The 21,188-nt window shown below is 60.0% G+C and carries 20 protein-coding genes and 1 pseudogene; 7 read left to right on the top strand and 14 right to left on the bottom strand.

Annotated elements, in window-relative coordinates:
• Window positions 1-410 precede the first annotated feature (410 nt).
• The gene (locus ACIP66_RS10235) at window positions 411-1,295 is read right to left on the bottom strand and encodes a LysR family transcriptional regulator (RefSeq protein ID WP_053121111.1); all 885 of its coding nucleotides are present in this window, start codon (window positions 1,293-1,295) and stop codon (window positions 411-413) included.
• An 8-nt stretch (window positions 1,296-1,303) separates the two neighbouring features.
• On the opposite strand from ACIP66_RS10235, the gene ACIP66_RS10230 reads away from it, so the two are divergent.
• Window positions 1,304-1,504 carry a hypothetical protein gene (locus ACIP66_RS10230; protein ID WP_400647645.1) on the top strand — a complete coding sequence of 67 codons (201 nt, stop codon included), beginning with the start codon at window positions 1,304-1,306 and terminating at the stop codon, window positions 1,502-1,504.
• A gap of 134 nt (window positions 1,505-1,638) precedes the next feature.
• Here ACIP66_RS10230 and ACIP66_RS10225 read toward each other — a convergent pair whose 3' ends face one another.
• Together ACIP66_RS10225 and ACIP66_RS10220 are read right to left on the bottom strand one after the other, a co-directional pair.
• Complete coding sequence (locus ACIP66_RS10225; RefSeq protein WP_400647642.1) at window positions 1,639-2,535, bottom strand: bestrophin family protein; 897 nt, start codon at window positions 2,533-2,535, stop codon at window positions 1,639-1,641.
• A 290-nt stretch (window positions 2,536-2,825) separates the two neighbouring features.
• Entirely contained in the window at window positions 2,826-3,668 is an 843-nt protein-coding gene (locus ACIP66_RS10220) for a CAP domain-containing protein (RefSeq protein ID WP_371262379.1), read from the bottom strand.
• A 208-nt stretch (window positions 3,669-3,876) separates the two neighbouring features.
• Here ACIP66_RS10220 and ACIP66_RS10215 point away from each other — a divergent pair, with 208 nt between their 5' ends.
• Complete coding sequence (locus ACIP66_RS10215; protein WP_053121048.1) at window positions 3,877-4,497, top strand: cell wall hydrolase; 621 nt, start codon at window positions 3,877-3,879, stop codon at window positions 4,495-4,497.
• Here ACIP66_RS10215 and ACIP66_RS10210 read toward each other — a convergent pair.
• Window positions 4,494-5,381 (bottom strand): LysR family transcriptional regulator, encoded by an 888-nt coding sequence (locus ACIP66_RS10210; protein WP_400647640.1) that lies wholly within the window; start codon window positions 5,379-5,381, stop codon window positions 4,494-4,496. The two genes, ACIP66_RS10215 and ACIP66_RS10210, sit on opposite strands and share 4 nt — an antisense overlap.
• Window positions 5,382-5,484: 103 nt before the next feature.
• Between ACIP66_RS10210 and ACIP66_RS10205 the strand changes: the two genes are divergently transcribed.
• Complete coding sequence (locus ACIP66_RS10205) at window positions 5,485-6,897, top strand: MFS transporter (protein ID WP_400647637.1); 1,413 nt, start codon at window positions 5,485-5,487, stop codon at window positions 6,895-6,897.
• 28 nt (window positions 6,898-6,925) lie between these two features.
• Here the strand turns inward: ACIP66_RS10205 and ACIP66_RS10200 are convergent, their stop codons facing one another.
• The 4 genes from ACIP66_RS10200 to ACIP66_RS10185 all read right to left on the bottom strand — a co-directional run bounded on the left by ACIP66_RS10200 (window position 6,926) and on the right by ACIP66_RS10185 (window position 10,248).
• A complete protein-coding gene (locus ACIP66_RS10200; RefSeq protein WP_400647635.1) occupies window positions 6,926-8,377 on the bottom strand; it encodes a heavy metal sensor histidine kinase in 1,452 nt (483 codons plus the stop codon).
• On the bottom strand, window positions 8,374-9,045 hold the full coding sequence (locus ACIP66_RS10195; RefSeq protein ID WP_159812423.1) for a heavy metal response regulator transcription factor: 672 nt from the start codon (window positions 9,043-9,045) through the stop codon (window positions 8,374-8,376). The genes ACIP66_RS10200 and ACIP66_RS10195 overlap by 4 nt, the downstream gene beginning before the upstream one ends.
• Window positions 9,046-9,054: 9 nt before the next feature.
• Entirely contained in the window at window positions 9,055-9,312 is a 258-nt protein-coding gene (locus tag ACIP66_RS10190) for a DUF2790 domain-containing protein (RefSeq protein ID WP_400647632.1), read from the bottom strand.
• 222 nt (window positions 9,313-9,534) lie between these two features.
• The gene (locus ACIP66_RS10185) at window positions 9,535-10,248 is read right to left on the bottom strand and encodes a murein L,D-transpeptidase catalytic domain family protein (protein ID WP_400647629.1); all 714 of its coding nucleotides are present in this window, start codon (window positions 10,246-10,248) and stop codon (window positions 9,535-9,537) included.
• A gap of 150 nt (window positions 10,249-10,398) precedes the next feature.
• On the opposite strand from ACIP66_RS10185, the gene ACIP66_RS10180 reads away from it, so the two are divergent.
• The 3 genes from ACIP66_RS10180 to ACIP66_RS10170 all read left to right on the top strand — a co-directional run bounded on the left by ACIP66_RS10180 (window position 10,399) and on the right by ACIP66_RS10170 (window position 14,793).
• On the top strand, window positions 10,399-12,015 hold the full coding sequence (locus ACIP66_RS10180) for a murein L,D-transpeptidase (protein WP_400647626.1): 1,617 nt from the start codon (window positions 10,399-10,401) through the stop codon (window positions 12,013-12,015).
• 184 nt (window positions 12,016-12,199) lie between these two features.
• On the top strand, window positions 12,200-13,108 hold the full coding sequence (gene glsB / locus ACIP66_RS10175; protein WP_053121031.1) for a glutaminase B: 909 nt from the start codon (window positions 12,200-12,202) through the stop codon (window positions 13,106-13,108).
• 182 nt (window positions 13,109-13,290) lie between these two features.
• A complete protein-coding gene (locus ACIP66_RS10170) occupies window positions 13,291-14,793 on the top strand; it encodes an aldehyde dehydrogenase family protein (protein WP_400647623.1) in 1,503 nt (500 codons plus the stop codon).
• Between the two features lie 111 nt (window positions 14,794-14,904).
• Here ACIP66_RS10170 and ACIP66_RS10165 read toward each other — a convergent pair whose 3' ends face one another.
• Both ACIP66_RS10165 and cynS read right to left on the bottom strand, forming a co-directional pair.
• The gene (locus tag ACIP66_RS10165) at window positions 14,905-15,564 is read right to left on the bottom strand and encodes a carbonic anhydrase (protein ID WP_053121028.1); all 660 of its coding nucleotides are present in this window, start codon (window positions 15,562-15,564) and stop codon (window positions 14,905-14,907) included.
• A gap of 60 nt (window positions 15,565-15,624) precedes the next feature.
• A complete protein-coding gene (gene cynS, locus ACIP66_RS10160; protein ID WP_053121026.1) occupies window positions 15,625-16,092 on the bottom strand; it encodes a cyanase in 468 nt (155 codons plus the stop codon).
• Between the two features lie 120 nt (window positions 16,093-16,212).
• Here cynS and cynR point away from each other — a divergent pair, with 120 nt between their 5' ends.
• Window positions 16,213-17,100, top strand: coding sequence for a transcriptional regulator CynR (gene cynR, locus ACIP66_RS10155; protein WP_400647619.1), 888 nt, complete (start codon window positions 16,213-16,215; stop codon window positions 17,098-17,100).
• Window positions 17,101-17,331: 231 nt separating this feature from the next.
• On the opposite strand, the gene ACIP66_RS10150 is transcribed toward cynR, so the two are convergent.
• The 4 genes and pseudogenes from ACIP66_RS10150 to ACIP66_RS10135 all read right to left on the bottom strand — a co-directional run.
• Window positions 17,332-17,661, bottom strand: a complete 330-nt coding sequence (locus tag ACIP66_RS10150; protein WP_400647616.1) for a hypothetical protein — start codon at window positions 17,659-17,661, stop codon at window positions 17,332-17,334.
• A 509-nt stretch (window positions 17,662-18,170) separates the two neighbouring features.
• Window positions 18,171-18,674, bottom strand: coding sequence for a GNAT family N-acetyltransferase (locus ACIP66_RS10145; protein ID WP_400647613.1), 504 nt, complete (start codon window positions 18,672-18,674; stop codon window positions 18,171-18,173).
• Window positions 18,675-18,846: 172 nt separating this feature from the next.
• Entirely contained in the window at window positions 18,847-20,766 is a 1,920-nt protein-coding gene (locus tag ACIP66_RS10140) for a DNA topoisomerase III (protein ID WP_400647793.1), read from the bottom strand.
• Window positions 20,767-20,939: 173 nt separating this feature from the next.
• Window positions 20,940-21,188 (bottom strand): annotated as a pseudogene (locus tag ACIP66_RS10135) (IS481 family transposase); the annotation flags it as partial.

Here is a 21,188-nt window from a genome sequence, read left to right as displayed (position 1 = left end):
GCGAAAGCCCAGGTGTCCTGGCAGGGATATCGAAAGAGAAAAGGCCTACACGTTTTTCAGACGTGATCAGGCAGAAACGCAGACATCCGGCGGGCGTGCGGAGTGACGCAACTTGGAACGGCGCAGGGCCATGGGGAGATTGACGATACGATTCATGCGCGGCCCCTATGACAGAGGGCGCACACAGCGGAGACGTTCAACGATTTTAGTTGTTGTAGATACGTACTCATAACGCGTGTTTCCGTTGGCGGAAAACGTCGGACGCGGGGCTGACCCGTCGACCGGTGTGCCCGGATAGTAAGGGGGAATCCGCGGGCGTGTAAACGATCAATGTGAAATATCTTGAACACCTGCTTCTGACAACCCCTTTTGTGCAGGTTTTGTATTTGGCCTTGGGTCAGATGTGCACATCAGCCCTCAAGCATCTTCCGCGCTTCAGCAAAACACTTTTCAGCAATCGCCGAGCGCGGTTCGGTCTTGCGCATCACCATCCCCAACGGTGCGAGCACGCTGGCGTCTGGCAGGGTCATGAACGACAGATGTTCAATCGGCTCCTCCATTCCGCTGTCCAGCGGCATGATTGCGCAGCAGAAACCCTGGTGAATCGCCTGTAACAACTGATAGGTCGAATCACTCTCCATGATTGGCTGCGGGCTCAAGCCGCGACTGCGAAAACTCAGGTCGATGGATTTGCGGTAATGCATGCCGGTGGTAATCATGCCCAGCGGCAATTGCGCGGCTTCTTCCCAACTCATCTGAGTGCCTTCGAACTGGAAATGCCGGTTGTCGTACAGCAATCCGACGCGGGTTTGACCGATCTCGAAAAACTCGAAATAGGCCGGATTGACGTGATCGAGATAGCACACGCCCAAGTCCAGCTGATTGTTACCCAAACTGGCGATGATCTCGTCGGAGCTGAGCGAGGACAGGCTGAACTTCAACTCGGGATAAGACCCCGACAATCCCTGAATATAATCGACCGGATTGAAGCTGCTCAGCGGCACCAGGCCGAGGCGCAAACTGCCGACCAGTTGCCCGCGACAGGCCGCCGCTTCGGCGAACAAACCATCATGCGCCGCCAGCAACGTCCGGGCCCAGGCCAGTACACGCTCGCCAGCCTCGGTGAACCCCTCAAAGCGCTGACCACGATTGACCAGCACCAGATCCAGTTCCTCTTCGAGATTGCGCAGGCGCATCGACAGGGTCGGCTGAGTGATGTGGCAGCGGGCGGCGGCCTGACCGAAGTGACGGGTTTCGTCCAGTGCGATCAGGAATTTGAGTTGTTTGATGTCCACGACGGCACTTGCTCGATGGGATTTCTGGGTGGAGTATTGACGCAGATGCGTACAGCGCACCAAGGGTGCAGGGCGCGACGATCTCATTTGAGGGCGTATTCGTCCAATCGGAAGTGTTTAAAGGCTTATCGACCGCCGGCAAAGTGGCCGATGCGCAGCGTCTGGCGGACAGCGAACTCTTCAAAGCCCTGCAAAAAACACAACTGTAGGAGTGAGCCTGCTCGCGATCGCGGCAAGTCAGGCGACAACGATGTTGGCTGGCAGTCCGCTTTCGCGAGCAGGCTCACTCCTACAAGGGTTTTGTGGTGCTCGTCTATATTGGGGTGTTTGGGGAAATTTGGGGTCAGCTCAAGACATAGTCCACAGGCTTAAGCGCCGGCGGCATTTCTGCGCCGAGCTCCCAGAGAATATCGCGCTCCAGCGTGCGCACTAGCGCATCCGTTGGGAGATCATTCTCGTCGCGGCCAAACGGGTCTTCCAGCTCATCGGCAATCGCATCGAGGCCGAAAAACGTGTAGCTGACAATCGCTGTGAACAGTGGCGTCAACCAGCCCAACGGTTCGGCCATGGCGAAGGGCAACAGGATGCAGAACAGATAAATCGTGCGATGCAGCAACAGCGTGTAGGGAAACGGCAGCGGCGTGGTTTTGATCCGGTCGCACACCGCTTGCGCCTGGGTCAGGCTGGTCAGGTGATTGGCGAGCAGCATGTAGCGCCACTCCGTCAGTTCACCGCTTTCATGCAGATCAGAGCACTGCTGGCCGACCGTTTGCAGAATTCGTCCGCTGTAATCGGGCGTCTGCGGATCCGGCTTGGGCATGACCCATTGGCTGCTGGCATCCGCTTCGCTTTCTTTGCGCAACCGGGCGTTCAGCGCATGGGCGAAACCACACAGATTGAGCAGCAACGGCTTGCGCTCGGCGGAGTCACGGATGACATGGGTTTCGCGAATGATCGAGCGAATGTGCACGATCACCTCGCCCCACGCCTTGCGCGCTTCGTACCAGCGGTCATAACAGGCGTTGTTGCGAAAACTCATGAAGATCGACAGCGACAAACCGAGCAGCGTAAACGGCGTCGCGCTGACACTGGCGAAATAGCTCGGATGGAGGATTTCCACCAGCACAATGGCCGACGCCAACAGCGTGATCATCAGCGCGCGCAACGCGATGCGTTTGGCGATCGAACCCTTGAGGGTGAACAGGATGGCAATGGGATGAATCTTGGGTCGGACGATCATGCTGTTCTGCCCTGGTTATGCATGGGGGCGTGGCGGATCAGCCGGTTGTGCAGCGCCACGCCGGTGAGTCTAGTTGCTGCAATGGCGGCGCAGAGTAAGAGCGCCAGAAAGGCGCGTCCAATCAGTTTGAATGACCGCACGATCGATCAAATTGATGACCCTTGAAACCCCTGTAGGAGCAGAGCTTGCTCGCGAAGGCGTAAATACAGTCAATGCATATTTCGACTGGATAGACGCCTTCGCGAGCAAGCTCTGCTCCTACGGATTTTGCGGTGTTTGAGGACGCGGAGTTATTGCGCCCCGAACATGGCGGTCCAGTAGATGCCTGCGCTGCTTTTCGGGTCGGTAGCGTAGGCGGCGCCGAGTTCTTTGTATTGTGGGTTCATCAGGTTGGCGCAGTGGCCGGGGCTGGCGATCCAGCCGTCGACGACTTTGCGCACGGTGTCTTGGCCGGCGGCGATGTTTTCGCCGACCAGTTGACCGCTGTAACCGGCCAGTTCAGCGCGGTCGCCGGGGGTGCGGCCGTCGCGATCCTTATGGTCGAAATAATTGTTGTTGGCCATGTCGCGGCTGTGATCCTGGGAAATCGTGCCCAGCGCAGCGTTCCAGGCCAACGGCGCGGCAGCGGCGAAGGCCTGACCACCGCACTGGCGCGGCTGACTGCGGGCGACGTTGAGTTGCTCCAGCAGTTTCTGCCCTTCACTTTGCGCATCGCCGAGTTTGGCCGACAACAGCGGTCGCGCCAGCACGATGCGCCAATCGCGATCGGCGCGGCTGACGCCGACATCGACGAACTGCGGATCGAGCACCACCTGACAAAAACTCTCCTGAATCGCCTGCATCGCCGACGCCGCATCGCGCGGGCCATTCAGCGTGATCGCCTGCACATTGACCATCGGGTAACTGGCGCTGGCCATGGCTTGCTGCAAATCCACCGCGCCACTGGCCGGCAGGCGCAAGCGGGGCTCGGCCGACAGCGGCGGCAACTCATTGGAGGCCTGCGAACCGCAACGTTGCGGCTGGCTGCGGTAGCTGTTGATCGACTCGATCAGTTGCGATTCATCGCTGGCCAGCGCCGGGATGGCCAACACAACGCCAGCGGACAACGCGGCACAACGTAAAACGAATGGCATGAAGCGCATGGAAATCTCCCTTGAGCTGAATGCGCCCATGATGCGCGAAAGGCCCCCGGTGGGTGCAATGTCTTTTTCTTCATTCGGCGGTTTTTTCTGCGCAACTTTGTCTGGCGTTTTGCCGTCTACACTCACCGAAGACCCCGGGAGCCGGGCGTCTCACCCACGCAACACGTTGCCCTTAGCGGGCGCTGCCGGAAGAACTGACATGGGATTGAAAGGCTTGGCTGGCTGTATGGTTTGCATCCTGTTGGCGGGCTCCGCATGGGCCACCGATCAGGCCCCGATCAAGGCGAAGGCTGAAGAGAAAGCGCAGGTGCTGGAGGAAAAAGCGGCGGACAAAGTCAGCAGCGCACCGGCGCCGAAAGCCGAAGCGATAACCCCGACCGAGGCGCAAGCGGTCGACCCAGCCGGCGCTGCACCGCTGGATGATCCGCTGACCTGCCTGGCGCGCAGTATCTATTGGGAAGCCAAGGGCAAGGACACCCCGGAAATGGAAGCGGTGGCCAGCGTAGTGATGAATCGTCTCGGCCACGAAGGTTTTCCTGACACCGTGTGCGCGGTGGTCAAGCAGGGTTCGGAAACCAAGAGCTGCCAGTTTTCCTGGTGGTGCGATGGCAAGGCCGATCAGGTCAAGGAGGACTCCGAATACGCGCTGGCCAAGGAAATCGCCGGCAAAGCGCTCAACCGGCAACTCCCGGATCGCACCCGCGGCGCGCTGTACTTCCACGACCGCAACGTCCACCCAAGCTGGGCCAAGGAGTACCGCAAAACCGCCGAAACGAAAAAATTCCTCTTCTATAAACCGGCCGGTGGCGACGCGCGTTAGGCGCAGACCTGACGCACACAATCGCGCAACCAGCGGTGTGCCGGATCAGCGTCCATGCGCGGATGCCAAAGCATTGAGACGCTGATCGGCGGCATCTCGAAGGGCAGAGCGAAACTGTGCAGGCCGCTGCGCAGTTTGCTGGTGTGGCGCTCCGGAACGGTGGCGATCAAATCCGATTCGCGCACCAGCGTCAGCGCCGCGGAAAAACCGCCGAACGAGGTGACGATGTCCCGCGTCAGCCCGAGTGCGAGCAGCGCTTCGTCTACCGGGCCGCTGCTGCGCCCGCGTCGGGAAATCAGAATATGCTCGCCGCCGGCAAAGCGCTTGCTGCTGACTTTTCCCGAACTCAAGGGATGCCCCTCACGCACCACACCGATCCAGTGATCCTGAAACAGAATGCGGCTGTGCAGCGTCGGGTCGGTGCTGTCGTCGATCACGCCGGTCTCCAGATCGACGCGGCCCTCGCGCAGCGGCGTGCTGTCCTTGTCGGCCTTCTGCACAAAGCGCAGGCGCACACCGGGCGCTTCTTCAGCGATGCGTGCGAGCAGGGCGGCGGCGAAGGTTTCGACAAAACCGTCGGTGTTGCGCAGGGTAAAGGTGCGTTGCAAGCGGGTCGGGTCGAGCACGTCGGCAGGGCGCAACACCGCCTCGGCTTCCTGCACCAGATGACTGACGCGTTCGCGTAATTCCAATGCACGCGGCGTCGGCACCAGACCGCGACCGGCCCGCACCAGCAGCGGATCGCCGGTGGTCTCGCGCAGACGGGCCAGGGCGCGACTCATCGCCGAAGGACTCAATCGCAGGCATTTGGCCGCGCGGGCGACGCTGCCTTCACGCAGCAGCACGTCGAGGGTGATCAACAGGTTCAGATCGGGCGTAGACATGACATGGCGTTCCATGCAGGTATCGAGTGCAAAGCATGCGTCTTGTGCCTTGTATTGTCGAGGTTCAGGCTATGCCGCATCACCTCTGCCAAGTGAGCGAAAGATGCCGCGAGAACCCCTGGCCACTTCAGCCCGCTGGGCGCTGACCAGTCTGGCCCTGTCGATGTTGATGCCTTCGCTGGACACCAGCATTGCCAATGCCGGCTTACCGATGCTGGCGGCGGCGTTTGATGCGACGTTCCAACAGGTGCAGTGGATCGTTCTGGCTTACCTGCTGACAGTCACCACGCTGATTGTCAGCGTCGGGCGGCTGGGCGACGGCATCGGTCGGCGCCGATTACTGTTGATCGGCATCGGCGTTTTCACCGTGGCCTCGTTGTGTTGTGCGTTGGCACCGGGACTGGGTTGGTTGATCGGCGCGCGAGCGGTGCAAGGCGTTGGCGCGGCGATCATGTTTGCCTTGACCGTCGCGCTGGTGGCCGATGCGGTGCCTAAGTCGCGGGCGGGCAGTGCGATGGGTTTGTTGGCGACCATGTCAGCGACCGGCACCACCCTCGGGCCGTCGCTGGGCGGATTGTTGATGGCACATCTCGGCTGGCACTCGATTTTTCTGCTCAACGTACCGCTGGGTTTGCTCAATGCGTGGTTGGTGTTCCGCTATCTGCCGGCAGATCGTGCGACCAGCACACGGGTTGCCTTTGATTTTTTCGGCACCGGGGTGCTGGTGTTGACGCTGGCGGCTTATGCGCTGGCGATGACGCTGACAGGCCTGGCCCTGCCGTTGTTACTGGTCAGCGCGTGCGGTGCGGGGCTGTTTGTTTTTATCGAGATGAGGGTTAAGGCGCCGCTTATTCGCTTGTCGCTGTTTGCCGACCGGCGATTGAGCAGCAGCCTCTTGCTGACGTTATTGGTGACTACCGTGATGATGACCACATTGGTGGTTGGGCCGTTTTACTTGAGCCGAGGTTTGGGTTTGAGCAGCGCCATGGTCGGACTGGTGTTGTCGGTCGGGCCGTTGTTGTCGGCGTTTGGCGGTGTGCCGGCCGGGCGTCTGGTGGATCGCTTTGGCGCGCGCCGGATCGTGCCGGGTGCGTTGCTGGGATTGGCCTGTGGTTGTGGACTGTTGGCGTTGTTGCCGATGAGCCTTGGCGTGTTTGCGTACGTGTTGCCGATCGCAGTGGTTGCCGTCAGCTATGCGTTGTTTCAGGCAGCCAATAACACCGGGTTGATGGCCGGCGTGAGTCAGGATCAGCGCGGGGTAGTCTCGGCGCTGTTGGGGCTGGCGCGCAATCTGGGCTTGATCACCGGGGCGGCGGTGATGGGCGCGGTGTTTGCACTGGCGGCGGGGGCTCCGACGGAGGCGCCGGCGACTGCAATCGCCAGTGGATTACACATCACCTTTGCGGTCGCCACGGCCCTCATGCTGACAACCCTGATCATCAGTCGAACCGCGGTCAAATGTAGGAGTGAGCCTGCTCGCGATAGCGGTGTATCAGTCAATGAAGAGGTAGGCTGAACCACCGCTATCGCGAGCAGGCTCACTCCTACAGGGGATTTGTGTTGGTTTGTCGGGCAGGGAAGAACAGTTCGAAGCAGGTCACGCCATCTGCACTGCTGGCGCTGTACCGGCCTTGATGCAACTGCATGATCGTCGCAACAATCGACAGGCCCAAACCATTCGATTGCGCTGAACGCTCGCGCGACTGATCCACGCGATAAAAGCGCTCGAACAACCGCGACTGATCCACGCGATAAAAGCGCTCGAACAACCGCGCCAGATGCTCAGGCGCAATGGTCGCGCCGTGGTTGCGCACCCGCAGATAACTGCCCTCAGGCTCGGCGATCGCTTCAACCTGCACTGTCGAATCCGCCGCACCGTACTTGATCGCATTCGCGCAAAGGTTCGCCAGCGCCCGCCGCAGCAACATCGGCTCGGCCCAGATCACACCGCTGCCACGCGCTTCAATGCACACGCCAACGTCCGCCGCCAACCCTTCAAAATAATCAGCAATGCGCTGCATCTCGTCCGCCGCATCGAGCTCCTGACGCTGGCTCAGCGCACTCGCCGGATCAGTGCGCGCAAGAAACAGCATGTTGTCGAGCATCCGCGTCAGCCGTTCCAGCTCTTCGACATTGGAGGCGAGCAACTGTTGATAGGCTTCGATGCTGCGGTTCTGATGCAGGGCGACCTGGGTTTCGCCAAGCAGGTTATTGATCGGCGTGCGCAGTTCGTGAGCCATGTCGGTGGACACCTGACTCAACTGCGCAAAACCTTTGGCGAGGCGATCGAGCATGGCGTTGAACGCATCGATCATCGGCAGCAATTCCCGTGGCGCGCCCTGGCTGTCGAGGCGTTCGCCGAGATTGCCGACACCGATGCCATGAGCGTGTTTGGCCATTCGGCGTAACGGCAGCAAACCGCGATACACCAGCAAACAGCCGATCACCGCGAGCAGCAGCGCCGCCAACGTCGCCAGGCCATAAACGCTCAAACGATAATTGGCGAGCATCGCCGTGCGTTCGCTCATCAGGCGTCCGGTTGTGACTTGCAGATTGCCCAGTTCACCAGAGTCGATCTCAGCCGCCACCGCCGAAAACGGTACGCCGTTAACGTTCGGCAGATGCTGTACATCGTTCAGAGTCATCGTGTGATTGATCGGCACCGCTGGCAATGTCGGCGTGGTCAGGTTGCCCGGATTGACCACCAGCAATGGCGGTTCACCCGGCGCGCCGATGGTCAGCAGTGCCTCGCGGTTGCCGAGCATGTTCTGGAACAGCGCCGGTTTATTCTTGATCAGCTCGAGGGTGTTGCTGTCGTTAAGGAAGGTGCGCAACTGGTCGACGCGGCTGACCAGCGAAATGTCGTCGCGGCGAATCAGCTGTTCTTCCAGCTCGCTGTACAGCGCCGCGCCGAGCCCGGCCAGCGAAGCGAAGGCGAGCAGGGCGAACACCAGCGCCAGGCGCAGGGTCAGGGAATAAGCCCGTTTCGCGCTCATGGCTGCGTGTCAAAACGGTAGCCGATGCCGCGCACGCTGTGGATCAGCTTGAGCTGGAACGGGTCATCGATTTTCGCCCGTAAGCGGCGTACGGCGACGTCGACCACGTTGGTGTCGCTGTCGAAATTCATGTCCCACACCCGCGACGCGATCAGCGAACGGGCGAGCACCTGCCCGGTGTGCGTGGCGAACAGTTGCAGCAAGGCGAACTCTTTATTGGTAAGGGTGATGCGCACTCCGCCGCGACTCACTCGGCGTTTGAGCACGTCGATTTGCAGGTCGGCGACTTGCAGTTGTTCATCTTCATGAATCGGCCCGCGTCGGGTCAGGGTACGCAGACGCGCCACCAGTTCGGCGAAGGAAAACGGTTTGATCAGGTAATCGTCCGCGCCCAGTTCGAGGCCTTTGACGCGGTCGGCGATGTCGTCGCGGGCAGTCAGGAACAGCACCGGCGTGTCGGCCTCCTTGCGCAGTCGGCGCAGGACTTCCCAGCCATCCATTTTCGGCATCATCACATCGAGCACGATCACGTCGAAGCTGTGTTCCAGCGCCAGGTGCAAACCGTCGGCGCCGTTGCGCGCCAGGCTTACGCTGTAGCCGAGTTCCTGCAAACCGTTGAGCAGGTAATTGCCGGCCTTGGGTTCGTCTTCGACAACCAGAATATTCATCGATCACTCTCAATGGTCATTGATGCAGCCGCTGCCTTGCACGTCATAGTTCAGCACATGTTCGCGGCCCTGATGGTCGAGGTAGTTGAGTTGCGCCGGAACCACACCGCAGGCCTGAGAAATATCGGTGCTGGAGAGGACTTTGTCGACATCCAGATGGACGTAGAAGGCGGATTTGTCATGGATGACGGCGTTATCGGGCATGTTCGCGGCGAACACGGAACCGGTGGCGAGGAGGGTGGTGAGGGCGAGCAGGAGGGTTTTCATGGTCAGTCACTCAGTGGTTAGTGTTGATCGGCGTTAGCGCCGGGACAACATCAGGCTACCGAGCGATCCGCACGGCAAACCGACAGCTGAATGACAAAGTTGTAATGAAACACGCCCCTGTAGGAGCTGCCGAAGGCTGCGATCTTTTGATCTGTTTTTCTAGAAGCAAGATCAAAAGATCGCAGCCTTCGGCAGCTCCTACAGGGGTTTTGTGGTGAGGGGTTAACTCGCGTGGGTGCTGAGGATGCTCGCCACCTGCTGCGGCTGGCAGTTGAGGTACGGCGAGGATTTCAGCCAGCGCTGATCCGGGTACCAGGAAAACATGAACTGGCCATCCTTCAGTCGATCAATCACTTGCCTGGCAATCTGCGGCCGAACCGCCGGGCAACCCTGGCTGCGGCCGATGCGTCCCTGTTTCTTGCTCCACAACGGATTCACATAACTGGCGGCGTGAATGACGATGGCGCGATCGCGGGCCATGTCATTGAAGCCCGGTTCCAGACCGTCCATGCGCAAGGAATAGCCGTGGGCGCCGCTGTAACTTTCCTGCGTGCGGAACAGACCGAGGCTGGATTGGTAACTGCCTTCACGGTTGGAAAACTGCGTGGCAAAGTTTTCGCCGGAGTTGGAACCGTGCGCCACCAAATCGCGTAGAACCAACTTCTGTTTGCTCAGGTCGAAAATCCACAAGCGGCGTTCTGTGGACGGTTGCGAATAATCGATGACGGCCAGATGGCGGGACGGCTTCGCCCCATTGTTGACCGCGCATTGCATGGCGCTTAATGCACCTTTCAGCGCCTGGGGATTGAGTTCTGGCGCGGCGTGGGCGAGGCTGTTGTAGAGAACCGGCGATGGTTTGCCGGCGGCAAAAACTGGACTGGTCACAGCGACAAGGGTCGCGGTGGACAGCAGAAGTCGGCGCAAAAACGTCAACATTTATAAAGTGTCCTCACTTGCTACTCATTTGGCACTTTGGCTCCTGACTCCCAGTCATAACCGCCACGCCCGAAGATCGAGCCTGACTGTTCAGCACACCTGTTGTAAGGTTGACCGTCATCTGGACGGCCATGGATTGGAGTAAAGCAGTTGTTCAAAAAGTACGCATGCTACTTGAGCATTTGTTTGCTCGCTGCGCCGTTTGTCGCTTGTGCCGATGAGCCGCTGCCGCCCTTGCAGACGCTGCCGACGCCACCGGCCGAGTTGCCGGTCGAACCGCAGAGTCCGTTGCAGGCTGTTTTGATCAGTCTGCCGCAGGCCTGTCCGGCGATTGCTGCGCGTCTGAGCGTGGCGGCATTGACCCAGTTGCAGGCGTTCTATGAACAGCAGGACTGGATGCCAGTGTGGGCCAGCGAATCCGGACGTTTGCAGGCTTTACAAGCGCAATTGCCGCTGTTGGCCGACGATGGCCTGAATCCAAAACGCTACCCAGTAGCGAGCATTCCTCCGCAGGACGGCGAACTCTGCGCCGACATCGACATCAGCCGCTACTACCTGCAAGCCCTGCAGGATCTGCATTACGGCAGCCTGTTGCAGTCGCACTTCGAGCCGCTGTGGCATGCCGATGACACCCCGCGTGACCGTCAGGCGGAATTGTTGGCGATTGCCGTGCCGGGCATGCAGGACATTCCCGGCGCCTTCGATCGCGCGCGTCCACACCTCGCGCAGTATCAGAGCCTGCGTCACCTCTACGCCGCACAACGTCTCAAGGCCTTGCCGCAGTGGCAATCGGTCGGCAATGGCCCGTTGCTGCGTCCGGACATGGAAGACAAACGCGTGCCGGAACTGGCGCAGCGTCTGTACAACGAAGGCTATCTGGCCCACGCCGGCAGCACGCCGGGCAACGCTTACGAGGGCGTGCTGGTCGAGGCGGTGAAAAGTTTTCAGGCCAACCATTCGTTGCAGGCCGACGGCGTGGTCGGGCCGGGGACGATTGCCGAACTCAACATCAGCCCGCTGACTCGCCGCGAGCAACTGCGGGTCAACCTCGAACGTTTCCGTTGGATGGCGCAGGACATGGAGCCGGATGGGCTGCTGGTCAACGTCGCCGCTGCCGAATTAACCCTGTATCAGGGCGGCCAACCGGTGTGGCAGACCCGTACCCAGGTCGGACGCGCCGAGCGGCAGACACCGCTGCTGAAATCTCGCGTCACGCGCCTGACCCTCAACCCGACCTGGACGGTGCCGCCGACCATCTGGAAAGAAGACAAACTGCCGGCGATCCGCAAGGATCAGACTTTCCTCAGCCGTCAGAATCTGCAAGTGCTCGATGCCAACGGCCAGCCTTTGGCCGCGGCGGATGTGGACTGGGACAATCCCGGCAACATCCTTTTGCGTCAGGACGCCGGCCCGCGTAATCCGCTGGGGCAGATGGTCATTCGCTTCCCCAATCCGTTTTCGGTGTACTTGCATGACACGCCGAGCAAAGCGCTGTTCGACAAGGGGCCAAGGGCGTTCAGCTCGGGTTGTGTGCGGGTTGAACACCCGATGCAATTGCGGGACTTGCTGTTAAGTCCAGCAGAAAAGGCCCGCACGGAAACGCTGTTGGCGACCGGGACGACTCACGAATTTCGTCTATCTGCGCCGGTGCCGATCCTGATGACTTACTGGACGGCGCAAGTCGGCAGCGACGGCCACGTGCGCTATGCGCCAGACATCTACAGCCGCGACAGCGCCTTGCTCGCCGGCCTCGACCGCGCACACTGACTCAACAATTTCCCCTGTAGGAGTTGCCGAAGGCTGCGACCTTTTGATCTTGTCTCTTAAAGGCAACATCAAAAGATCGCAGCCTGCGGCAGCTCCTACACGGGCAACTGTGATCTGATTTGCTCGCGCAGCGTCTAGCCCCAGTGTCCCCGCAATCCCATGGGGCGAGACTTCGGAACCCGGCATGCAAGCGCTGTTGAACGAGATCCTTGACGCTGTCCGTCCTCTGATCGGGCAAGGCAAGGTGGCTGACTACATTCCCGCCCTCGGCACTGTGCCGTCCAATCAATTGGGCATCGCCGTGTACGGCAACGACGGCGAAATGTACTGCGCCGGCGACGCCGAAACGCCGTTTTCAGTGCAGAGTATTTCCAAGGTGTTCAGCCTGGTGCAGGCCATCGAACATTCCGGCGAAGCGATCTGGGAACGCCTCGGCCACGAGCCGTCGGGCCAGCCCTTCAACTCGCTGGTGCAGCTGGAATTCGAACGCGGCCGCCCGCGCAATCCGTTCATCAATGCCGGCGCGTTGGTAATCTGCGACATCAACCAATCACGCTTCGCCGCGCCGACCCTGTCGATGCGCGACTTCGTGCGGCGCCTGTCGGGCAACCCGCAGATCATGATCGACGGTAAAGTCGCCGAGTCCGAATACCAGCACCGCGCGCGCAATGCGGCGATGGCGTATCTGATGCAATCGTTCGGCAACTTTCACAACGACGTTGAAGCAGTGCTGCGCAGTTACTTCAGCCACTGCGCACTGCGGATGAACTGCATCGATCTGGCGCGGGCGTTTTGCTTTTTGGCCAACGACGGTTTTTGCAAGCACAGCGGCGAGCAGATTCTCGCGCGGCGGCAGACTCAGCAGGTCAACTCGATCATGGCCACCAGTGGGCTGTATGACGAGGCGGGCAATTTTGCTTATCGCGTGGGTTTGCCGGGCAAGAGCGGCGTCGGTGGCGGGATTGTCGCGGTGGTGCCGGGGCAATTCACGGTGTGCGTGTGGTCGCCGGAGCTGAATGCTGCGGGTAACTCGCTGGCGGGGATGGCAGCGCTGGAGATGCTCAGCGCCAGAATTGGCTGGTCAGTGTTCTAAACCAAACACCACAATCTGTAGGAGCAAAGCTTGCTCGCGAAAGCGTCCTGACATTCAACAAACCCGTTGCCTGACACGCCGTCTTCGCGAGCAAGCTCTGCTCCTACAAGGGTTTTGTGTTGCCTGGGAGGAGGGTGTTCCTATACATTTTCCGGCCGCTCCCTGCATGGTGAATCCGCTTCATGTCTCTTGCACTCGAACGTCTCGTCGCTGGCACCCCGATCCCTTTCGCTGGCAACCGCGTCACCGTGGTCAGCCCCGAACTGGCCGCGCGGTTTCAGCCCGGAGACCACCTGCTGGTCGAGCAGGTGAGTGGCGAGCTGTTGCTGATTCCCGTAGTTGATCAACAAGCCGCCTCGGTGGCGATCGAACGCGCGGCCTCGGCTTTCATTGCGTTGTCGGCAGTAACTGATGAAGCCATCAGCCAGTTTTTCGACCTGTTCGCACAGCGTCTGGAAACCGCAGAGTGCTGGGCGCAGATCGAAGCGGCGAACCTGGCCGACATCGAACGTGCCAAGTCCCGCGGCCGTTCCACCACCCGATTGCTCGCCGACGAACGCATGCGCGGCGACATGATCGCCGGCCTGCGCGCCTGGCGTGATGCCGCCGCGACGCGTGGCAAAGTCATCAGCAGCGTCGAGCACGATGGCTGGAAAGTTGAGCAAGTGGTCTCACCGCTGGGCATCGTCGCATTTGTCTTTGAAGGTCGACCGAACGTGTTCGCCGACGCGGCCGGCGTATTGCGCACCGGCAACACCGCCGTGCTGCGCATTGGCAGCGATGCCTTGGGCACCGCGCAAGCCATCGTCACCCACGCCTTGAATCCAGCGCTGGCCGAGGCAGGTTTGCCGGCCGGCGCAGTGTCGTTGGTGGAAAGCGTCAACCACGCCGCCGGTTGGGCGATGTTTGCCGATCGGCGTTTGTCGCTGGCCGTGGCGCGCGGCTCGGGTCGTGCGGTGAGTCAATTGGGTAGCATCGCCCAGCAGGCCGGCACCGCCGTCAGCCTGCACGGTACGGGCGGGGCGTGGCTGATTGCCGATCGTGACGCCGACGCCAAACGCTTCGCCGCGGTGGTGCGTAATTCGCTGGATCGCAAAGTGTGCAACACGCTGAACGTCTGCCTGATCCAGCGTGAGCGTGCAGCAGAATTGGTGCCGCTGTTTCTTGATGCGCTGCAGCAGGCCGGCACCGCACGCGGTCAGGGCTGCAAATTGCACATCGTCGAGGGCAGCGAAAGTTGCCTGCCGAGCGAGTGGCAGAACGCGACGGTCGAGGTGTATCGCGCCGAGGGTTATCAGACTGAAGCCTTGGCTGAACCGCTGGCGCAATCGGCATTGGGCCGCGAGTGGGAATGGGAAGAAACCCCGGAAGTCAGCCTGATGATCGTTGACGATCTGGATCAGGCAATTGCGCTGTTCAACCGCTATAGCCCGCAGTTCACGGTGTCGTTGATCAGTGAAGATGCGGCGGTTCAAGAGCGTTTTTACAACGCGGTGAATGCGCCGTTTGTGGGCAATGGCATCACCCGTTGGGTCGATGGGCAGTACGCGCTGAACAAGCCGGAACTGGGGCTTTCGAACTGGGAGAGTGGGCGCTTGTTCGCACGCAGCGCGATTCTTTCGGGGGATGGCGTGTTCACGGTGCGCAGCCGCATGAGCCAGATCGACCTGAGCGTAAAACGCTAACCCCCATCGACACGATTCGCTCTCTGTAGGAGCTGCCGAAGGCTGCGATCTTTTGATCTTGGTTTTCAAGATCAAAAGATCGCAGCCTTCGGCAGCTCCTACAGGGGTGTTTCAGGCTGCGTCAGCGCTGTTTGCGTAAACCGCACACGTCGCCGGCTGTTCCGCCAACGGCACAAACGTGCGCCGATCCGACGACAGCGCATCGATCGATCCCGTCTCGATGTCGTACACCCAGCCATGCAGATTCAGCAGGCCTTTCTCCTGGGCCAGGCGCACGCTCGGGTGCGTCTGAATATTCGCCAGTTGCGCGATCACATTTTCGCGCACCATCGAACTCAACTTCGCCGCATCACTGGCATGCGCTCGCGCTTCATTCACCACTTTCGCCGACTCGGCATGCTGCAACCAGCCGCTGACGGCGGGCAGGTGATCCATGCATTTGCACTGGGCGATCGCGGTCATCGCGCCGCAATCCGAATGCCCGCAAATCACAATGTCGGTCACACCGAGCACGGCAACCGCGTATTCCACCGTGGCCGAAACCCCGCCCGGATGCGGGCTGTAGGACGGCACGATATTGCCGGCGTTACGGATCACAAACAGCTCGCCGGGCTCTTGCTGGGTCAGCAGTTCCGGCACGACTCGGCTGTCGGAACAGGTGATGAACAAGGTGCCGGGCTGTTGGGTGGTCGCCAAGTGTTTGAACAGTTCGCTGCGTTGCGGAAAGGCTTCGTGCTGGAATTTCAAGAAACCGTCGATCAGGGCTTTCATGTGCGTGTCCTCTTCAGGGGCGATCGGATGGCCCGCACGCGGGGTGCGGGCCGGGGTAGATCAGAACGGACGCAGCGGCAGGAATTTGCCGTCGAGGGTGACCACGGCGCGGGAGCCGCCTTCCGGGTCTTCGACTTTTTTGATGTCGAGTTTGAAGTTGATTGCGCTGATGATGCCGTCGCCGAACTGCTCGTGAACCAACGCTTTGAGGGTGGTGCCGTAGATCTGAATCATCTCGTGGAAGCGGTAGATGGTCGGGTCGGTCGGCACACCACTGAGGCTGCCACGCAGCGGAATGATTTGCAGCGATGCAATCGCATCGGCGTCCAGTTCCAGTTTGTCGCCGACGACCTGAGCAGCATTTTCCGGTAGCGGATGCTGGCCGAGCAGGGCAGCGGTGACGTAGGCCAGGCTCAGACCAGTGCCGTCGGCAAGATCCTGCCATGAGAGATTTTTGCGCGCCTTGATGTCGAGAATGCGGGTGGTCAGGGCCAGGCTTGCGTCGTTGTAGGCGTGGGACTGTTGCATGGTGTCACTCCTTTCAGGGTTGGCTTGCTGTGTGGGAGCAATCTTCTGCCGATTGATCCATAGCGTCCAAGATCGATATACAATGCTTCGCATAAGCCCTGCCTATAGATGGTGTGCCCCATGCTGCTGCGACATTTGCGATACCTGCTGGCCGTTGCCGATCACGGCGGCTTTACCCGTGCGGCCGAGGCGCTGCATGTGTCGCAGCCGACGCTGTCGCAGCAAATCCGCCAACTGGAAGAAACCCTTGGCGTGACGCTGTTTGATCGGACGTCGCGCACAGTCAAACCCACCGATGCCGGCGAGGCTTACATCGAATGCGCGCGGCGGGTGTTGGTTGAGCTGGAGGCGGGGCAGCGCGCGTTGCATGACGTGAAAGATCTGTCGCGCGGCAGCTTGCGCCTGGCGATGACGCCGACGTTTATGGCGTATCTGGTCGGGCCGTTGGTGCGCGACTTTACGGCGCGGTATCCGGGGATTCATCTGCAAATTTTCGAATTGTCGATGGACGACATCGAGGCGGGATTGGTGGATGACTCGCTGGACATTGCGATTGCATTTACGCCGGTGCGCAGTCCGGACATAGAGTGCATTCCGGCATTTACTGAGACGTTGGGGGTTATGGTCGGGCGTGAGCATCCGCTGTATCAGAGCACTGCGGTGCTGGCGCCGGATGACATTGCGCAGCTGGATTTCGCGTTGCTGGCGTCGGATTTCATTACGCGGTTATCGGTGGATGAGTATTTTCGTCAGCACGGGATTACGCCCAAAGTGCGAATCGAGGTGAATTCGGTGAGTACGTTGCTGGAAGTGGTTCGGCATTCGCCGATGGCGACGATGTTGCCGGAGGCGATTGCCACGGAGGATCGAGCGCTACGCCGGTTGCGGGTGGCGAGTGAGGCGCCGCAGCGGGGCGCGGCGTTGTTGCGGCGACGGAATAATTATCACAGTGCGGCGGCGGTGGCGTTTGTTGAAATGGTGTTGGAGCGGGAGATGCCCTCACCCTAACCCTCTCCCGGAGGGAGAGGGGACTGACCGAGGTTTTTGTGCAAGTTACGCCGACCTGAAAATGCTGTGCCGAACTCATATTTTGAAAGCACCACAAATCGGCTCCCTCTCCCTCGGGAGAGGGCTGGGGTGAGGGGCTACAATTCCAGTCAAGCCATATCAATAAAGCGAACAAAAAAGGGCCCGCTTCTTTATAAGGAAGCAAGCCCTTTCAATTATTAAAGTAGTGAATCAGCAGAACCGATCAATCACCCGAACTTCGTTCTTGTTCTGCATCGATTCCCACGCCTGTTTCAGCGTTTGCAGAACATTACCGATGAAGTCCCGATCGGCCGCGGCTTTCTTGCCGACATAGCCGTGGCCGCGGCGGTACATCTTCAGGCGGGCCAGCAGGTTCTGGTTGTTCTGGTCGAACTCGTCTTCACCAGCGTGGGGCGCCAGGCAGTCGATATGCACCTGACCCGATTTGCTGATCCACAGAATGTGGCTGTCGTGGCTGTCTTTTTGCGCAGCGAACATACGAGCCAGTTCTTCGATAGTAGGTTGATTGTTCAGATTCATAATGTTGCCCCTTGACCAGTCTGGTTATCTTTCAAAGTTGATTCGCTAATACAGGTAGCCCATCGGTTAGTTGATCCCTGGCACCGAAACCAGGACGTCAGCGCTCGCCCGTTGAAATTCGGGGTCGTGCATCTGTTGCATGTAGTCGTGTTGAATAACTGCTACGCAATAGCGTCACAACGAGGAGAAGCAGCGAAAACCGGGAGGCTCCTTGCCGACCTGTGCAGCGTCGACCACAAGCGTCTTGAGAATTTTCGCCAGCGCTTCTCGTCCTTGTACTGGACGTTCAGGCCAGGTCAGCTTCTTCAATCTGCCTTGTGGGCAGCGTGTATCCGGAAAAAACAACTCGGCGGTCAGACGAGTTTGCTCAAGCGTGTTACCGATGTTCCCGATCGGGGAACGTCTTCATCATGCAAAAGCAAAACGACGCCGTCAACAGTTATGTAGTGATTATTTTTGCTCACTACATATTGTCGGACAAAGCTGTTTTGGAATGAGAAAGGATCCGTTCAAGCAACGGAAAAAGGTGCGTGCAGGACGTAAAAGTTGCAAGGGTAACCGTCCACTTCACCCTGCTGTCGGGTGAATTCGCCACCGCTCAATCGAGGGATGAGCCCGGCCCAGAAGCGTTGCGCAGGCAGGTTGGCGTCTATATGGAAAATTTGCCATTGCCCGGGGATCCGGCTCAAGAGGGTGGAGACGACAAACTGGGCGACACCCTGGCCACGCCAGCGTCGGGCGAGGAAGAAATAGCTGATGTTGTGCTCGGCGTTGGGGAGGTGGGTCTGGTTGTCGACGATGATGAAACCGGCGAGTTCGTCGTCGACGTGGATCAGGAAGGGTTGGGTGGCGGGGTGGCGCCAGTAGCTTTCTTCGAGTTGGTTGGGGAAGAAGCCGTGGTGGGCGAATTTTAGCGGGAGCCATTCGCTGAGATCGTGCAGGTAGAACTGCATGAGATTGTTGACGGTGTCGAGGTCGTCGCGTTGGGCGGGGTGGAGGGTGATGGTGGGCATGGCGTCAGCTCCGCAATGGCATTCCCCCAGTGTGGACTCTGTACTCTGTGGCGAGGGGATTTATCCCCGTTGGGTTGCGCAGCAACCCCTCTTTTGACTCTTAAAAAGCAGGGGACTGCTGCGCACTCCAGCGGGGATAAATCCCCTCGCCACAAGGTCGCGGCAAATCAGTTTATTTGGCTGTGCGCTTGGCTGGGCTGCGGGTGGATTTACGCTTTTTCTTCCACGGTGTCGCCGCTTTGCCGGTCGGCGGTGGGCCGCTGATGGTCAGGCTCAGCGCGGAGCAGCGTGTCACTTGCTTGCTCATCCACGCCGCTTGTTTGGTGACGAATTCTTCCAGACTCATCTCGCCGCTTTGCACCATGTCCAGCGCCTGTTCCCAGATCGCCGTGGTGCCGGGGTCGGCAATCGCGCGGGGCACGGCGTCGATCAGGCTGAACGCGGCGGGTGTGGCGGCCAGCGCCTTGCCGTTCTTCACCAGATAACCACGATCAAGCAATCCCTGAATGATCGACGCGCGAGTAGCCTCGGTGCCGATCCCGGTGGTGTCCTTGAGTTTCTGCTTGAGCAGCGGATCTTCCACCAGTTTGGCGACATTCTTCATCGCCTTGATCAGATCGCCTTCGGTGTAAGGCTTGGGCGGCTGCGTCCACAGATCCTTGAATTTCACGTCGGCCACCGCGCACTCAACACCTTGGCTCAGCGCTGGTAGCGTTTGCGGTGCTGGCGCCTCGCGTCCCTTGGCCGGTGCGAGTGCTTCGGGCAATGCGCGCTTCCAGCCCGGTTCAATGATCTGCTTGCCCACCGCGCGCAACGCTTCACCGGCGCAATCGAAGTCGGCCTGAGTGCGATCGTATTCGTGGTTGGGGAGGAACTGCGCCAGATAGCGCGCGCGAATCAACGTGTAGACCGCTCGGTGTTTGCCGGTCAGGCGCTCGAGGTTCTTCGCTGCTGCTGTGGGAATGATGCCGTGGTGAGCGCTGACCTTGGCGTCGTTCCACGCCCGCGACTTGCGCTGAGGCTCGAGAAAGCCGTTCAACGCTTCAAGGCTCGGGTCGGCCTGGCGTAACGCCGCAAGAATCCCCGGCGCCTCGCTGTGCTGACTCAGCGGCAGGTAACCGCAATCACTGCGCGGGTAGGTGACGACTTTGTAGGTTTCGTAGAGTGCCTGGGCGATGTCGAGGGTTTCCTGCGCGCCGAGGCCGAGTTTCTTCGAGCAGACTTCTTGCAACGTGCCGAGATCGAAGGGCAGGGGTGCCACTTCGCGCATACGTTCGATGCGCAGTTTGACCACTCGGGCAGTCGCCGCATTGCCGATGGCCGCCGCCGCTTGCTGAGCCAACGCTTGATTGAGGCAACGATCCTGATCATCACAAGCATCCGACGGCGCCCGCCACTGCGCGGTGAACGGCGTGCCGTTGTGCAGCAGATCCACGTCGATCGCCCAGAACGGCACCGGCACAAAATCGGCGATGCTGCGGTCGCGATCCACCACCAGACGCAGGGTCGGTGTCTGCACGCGGCCCACCGGCAATACGCCTTGATAACCCGACTGACGCCCCAGCAGCGTGAACAGCCGACTCATGTTCATGCCGATCAGCCAATCCGCCCGCGATCGCCCCAGCGCCGAGTGATACAGGCTGAAGGTTTCGGCACCCGGTTTCAGCGCGGCCAGCGCCTTGCGGATCGATGCTTCGTCCAGCGCCGACAGCCACAAGCGCCGAATCGGCCCGCGATAGCGGCAGTGCTCGACCAGTTCGCGGGCGATCATTTCGCCTTCACGGTCGGCATCGGTGGCGATGACCAGCTCGCTGGCCTCGCCGAGCAGACGCTTCACCGCTTTGTATTGGCTGGCGGTGCGCGGCTTGACGGTCATCTTCCATTTTTCCGGAATGATCGGCAGATCCGCCAGCACCCAGCGCTTGTAGCGCGCGTCATAGGCATCCGGCGGCGCGGTTTCCAGCAGATGACCGATGCACCAGGTCACTGTGACGTCCGTTCCCAGCCAGCAGCCGTCGCCCCGGCGCTTGGCACCGAGTACGGCCGCAATGTCTTTGGCCTGGGAAGGTTTTTCACAGAGGTACAGCCGCATAACCACCATCGTTGATCGTTGTTTGGGAGGTGCACAGGATGGCTTTTGTTGCGCTGCGGGGCAACTTTTATCTGTATGGATATACAGATAAAAAGTGTTGCGGGGTCTGTTGGCCCTCACTGTAGAGACCGGTACATCCTTTACAAATTAGACCGGGGACATCGTTTACACCTTTACAGGCTTGAAACGCGTTTGGCGCCCCTTTCAAGCCTGCCTAAACAGTGGCTGCAAAGGTACAGTTCCCAAGCATCATCAGCCACCTCCTTCAGCGCGATGTCCTCTCCAATCAGAGCCTCTCCTAGAAAAATCAGCTGCCCTTTCCATTTGATTTCCCCATTTGACCGAACCTTGCGCACTTCAACATCGGAACCATATTCAAGCGCAGGCAAGTAACCGGGATAAGCGCGTATCGACGGGCTATA

Origin of the sequence: Pseudomonas sp. NPDC088429 (assembly GCF_044753305.1) — a bacterium.
GTDB classification, from domain to species: Bacteria; Pseudomonadota; Gammaproteobacteria; order Pseudomonadales; family Pseudomonadaceae; genus Aquipseudomonas; species Aquipseudomonas rustica.
Note: the sequence above shows the minus strand (reverse complement) of the source record. Positions and strands in the feature narration are given on the sequence as shown.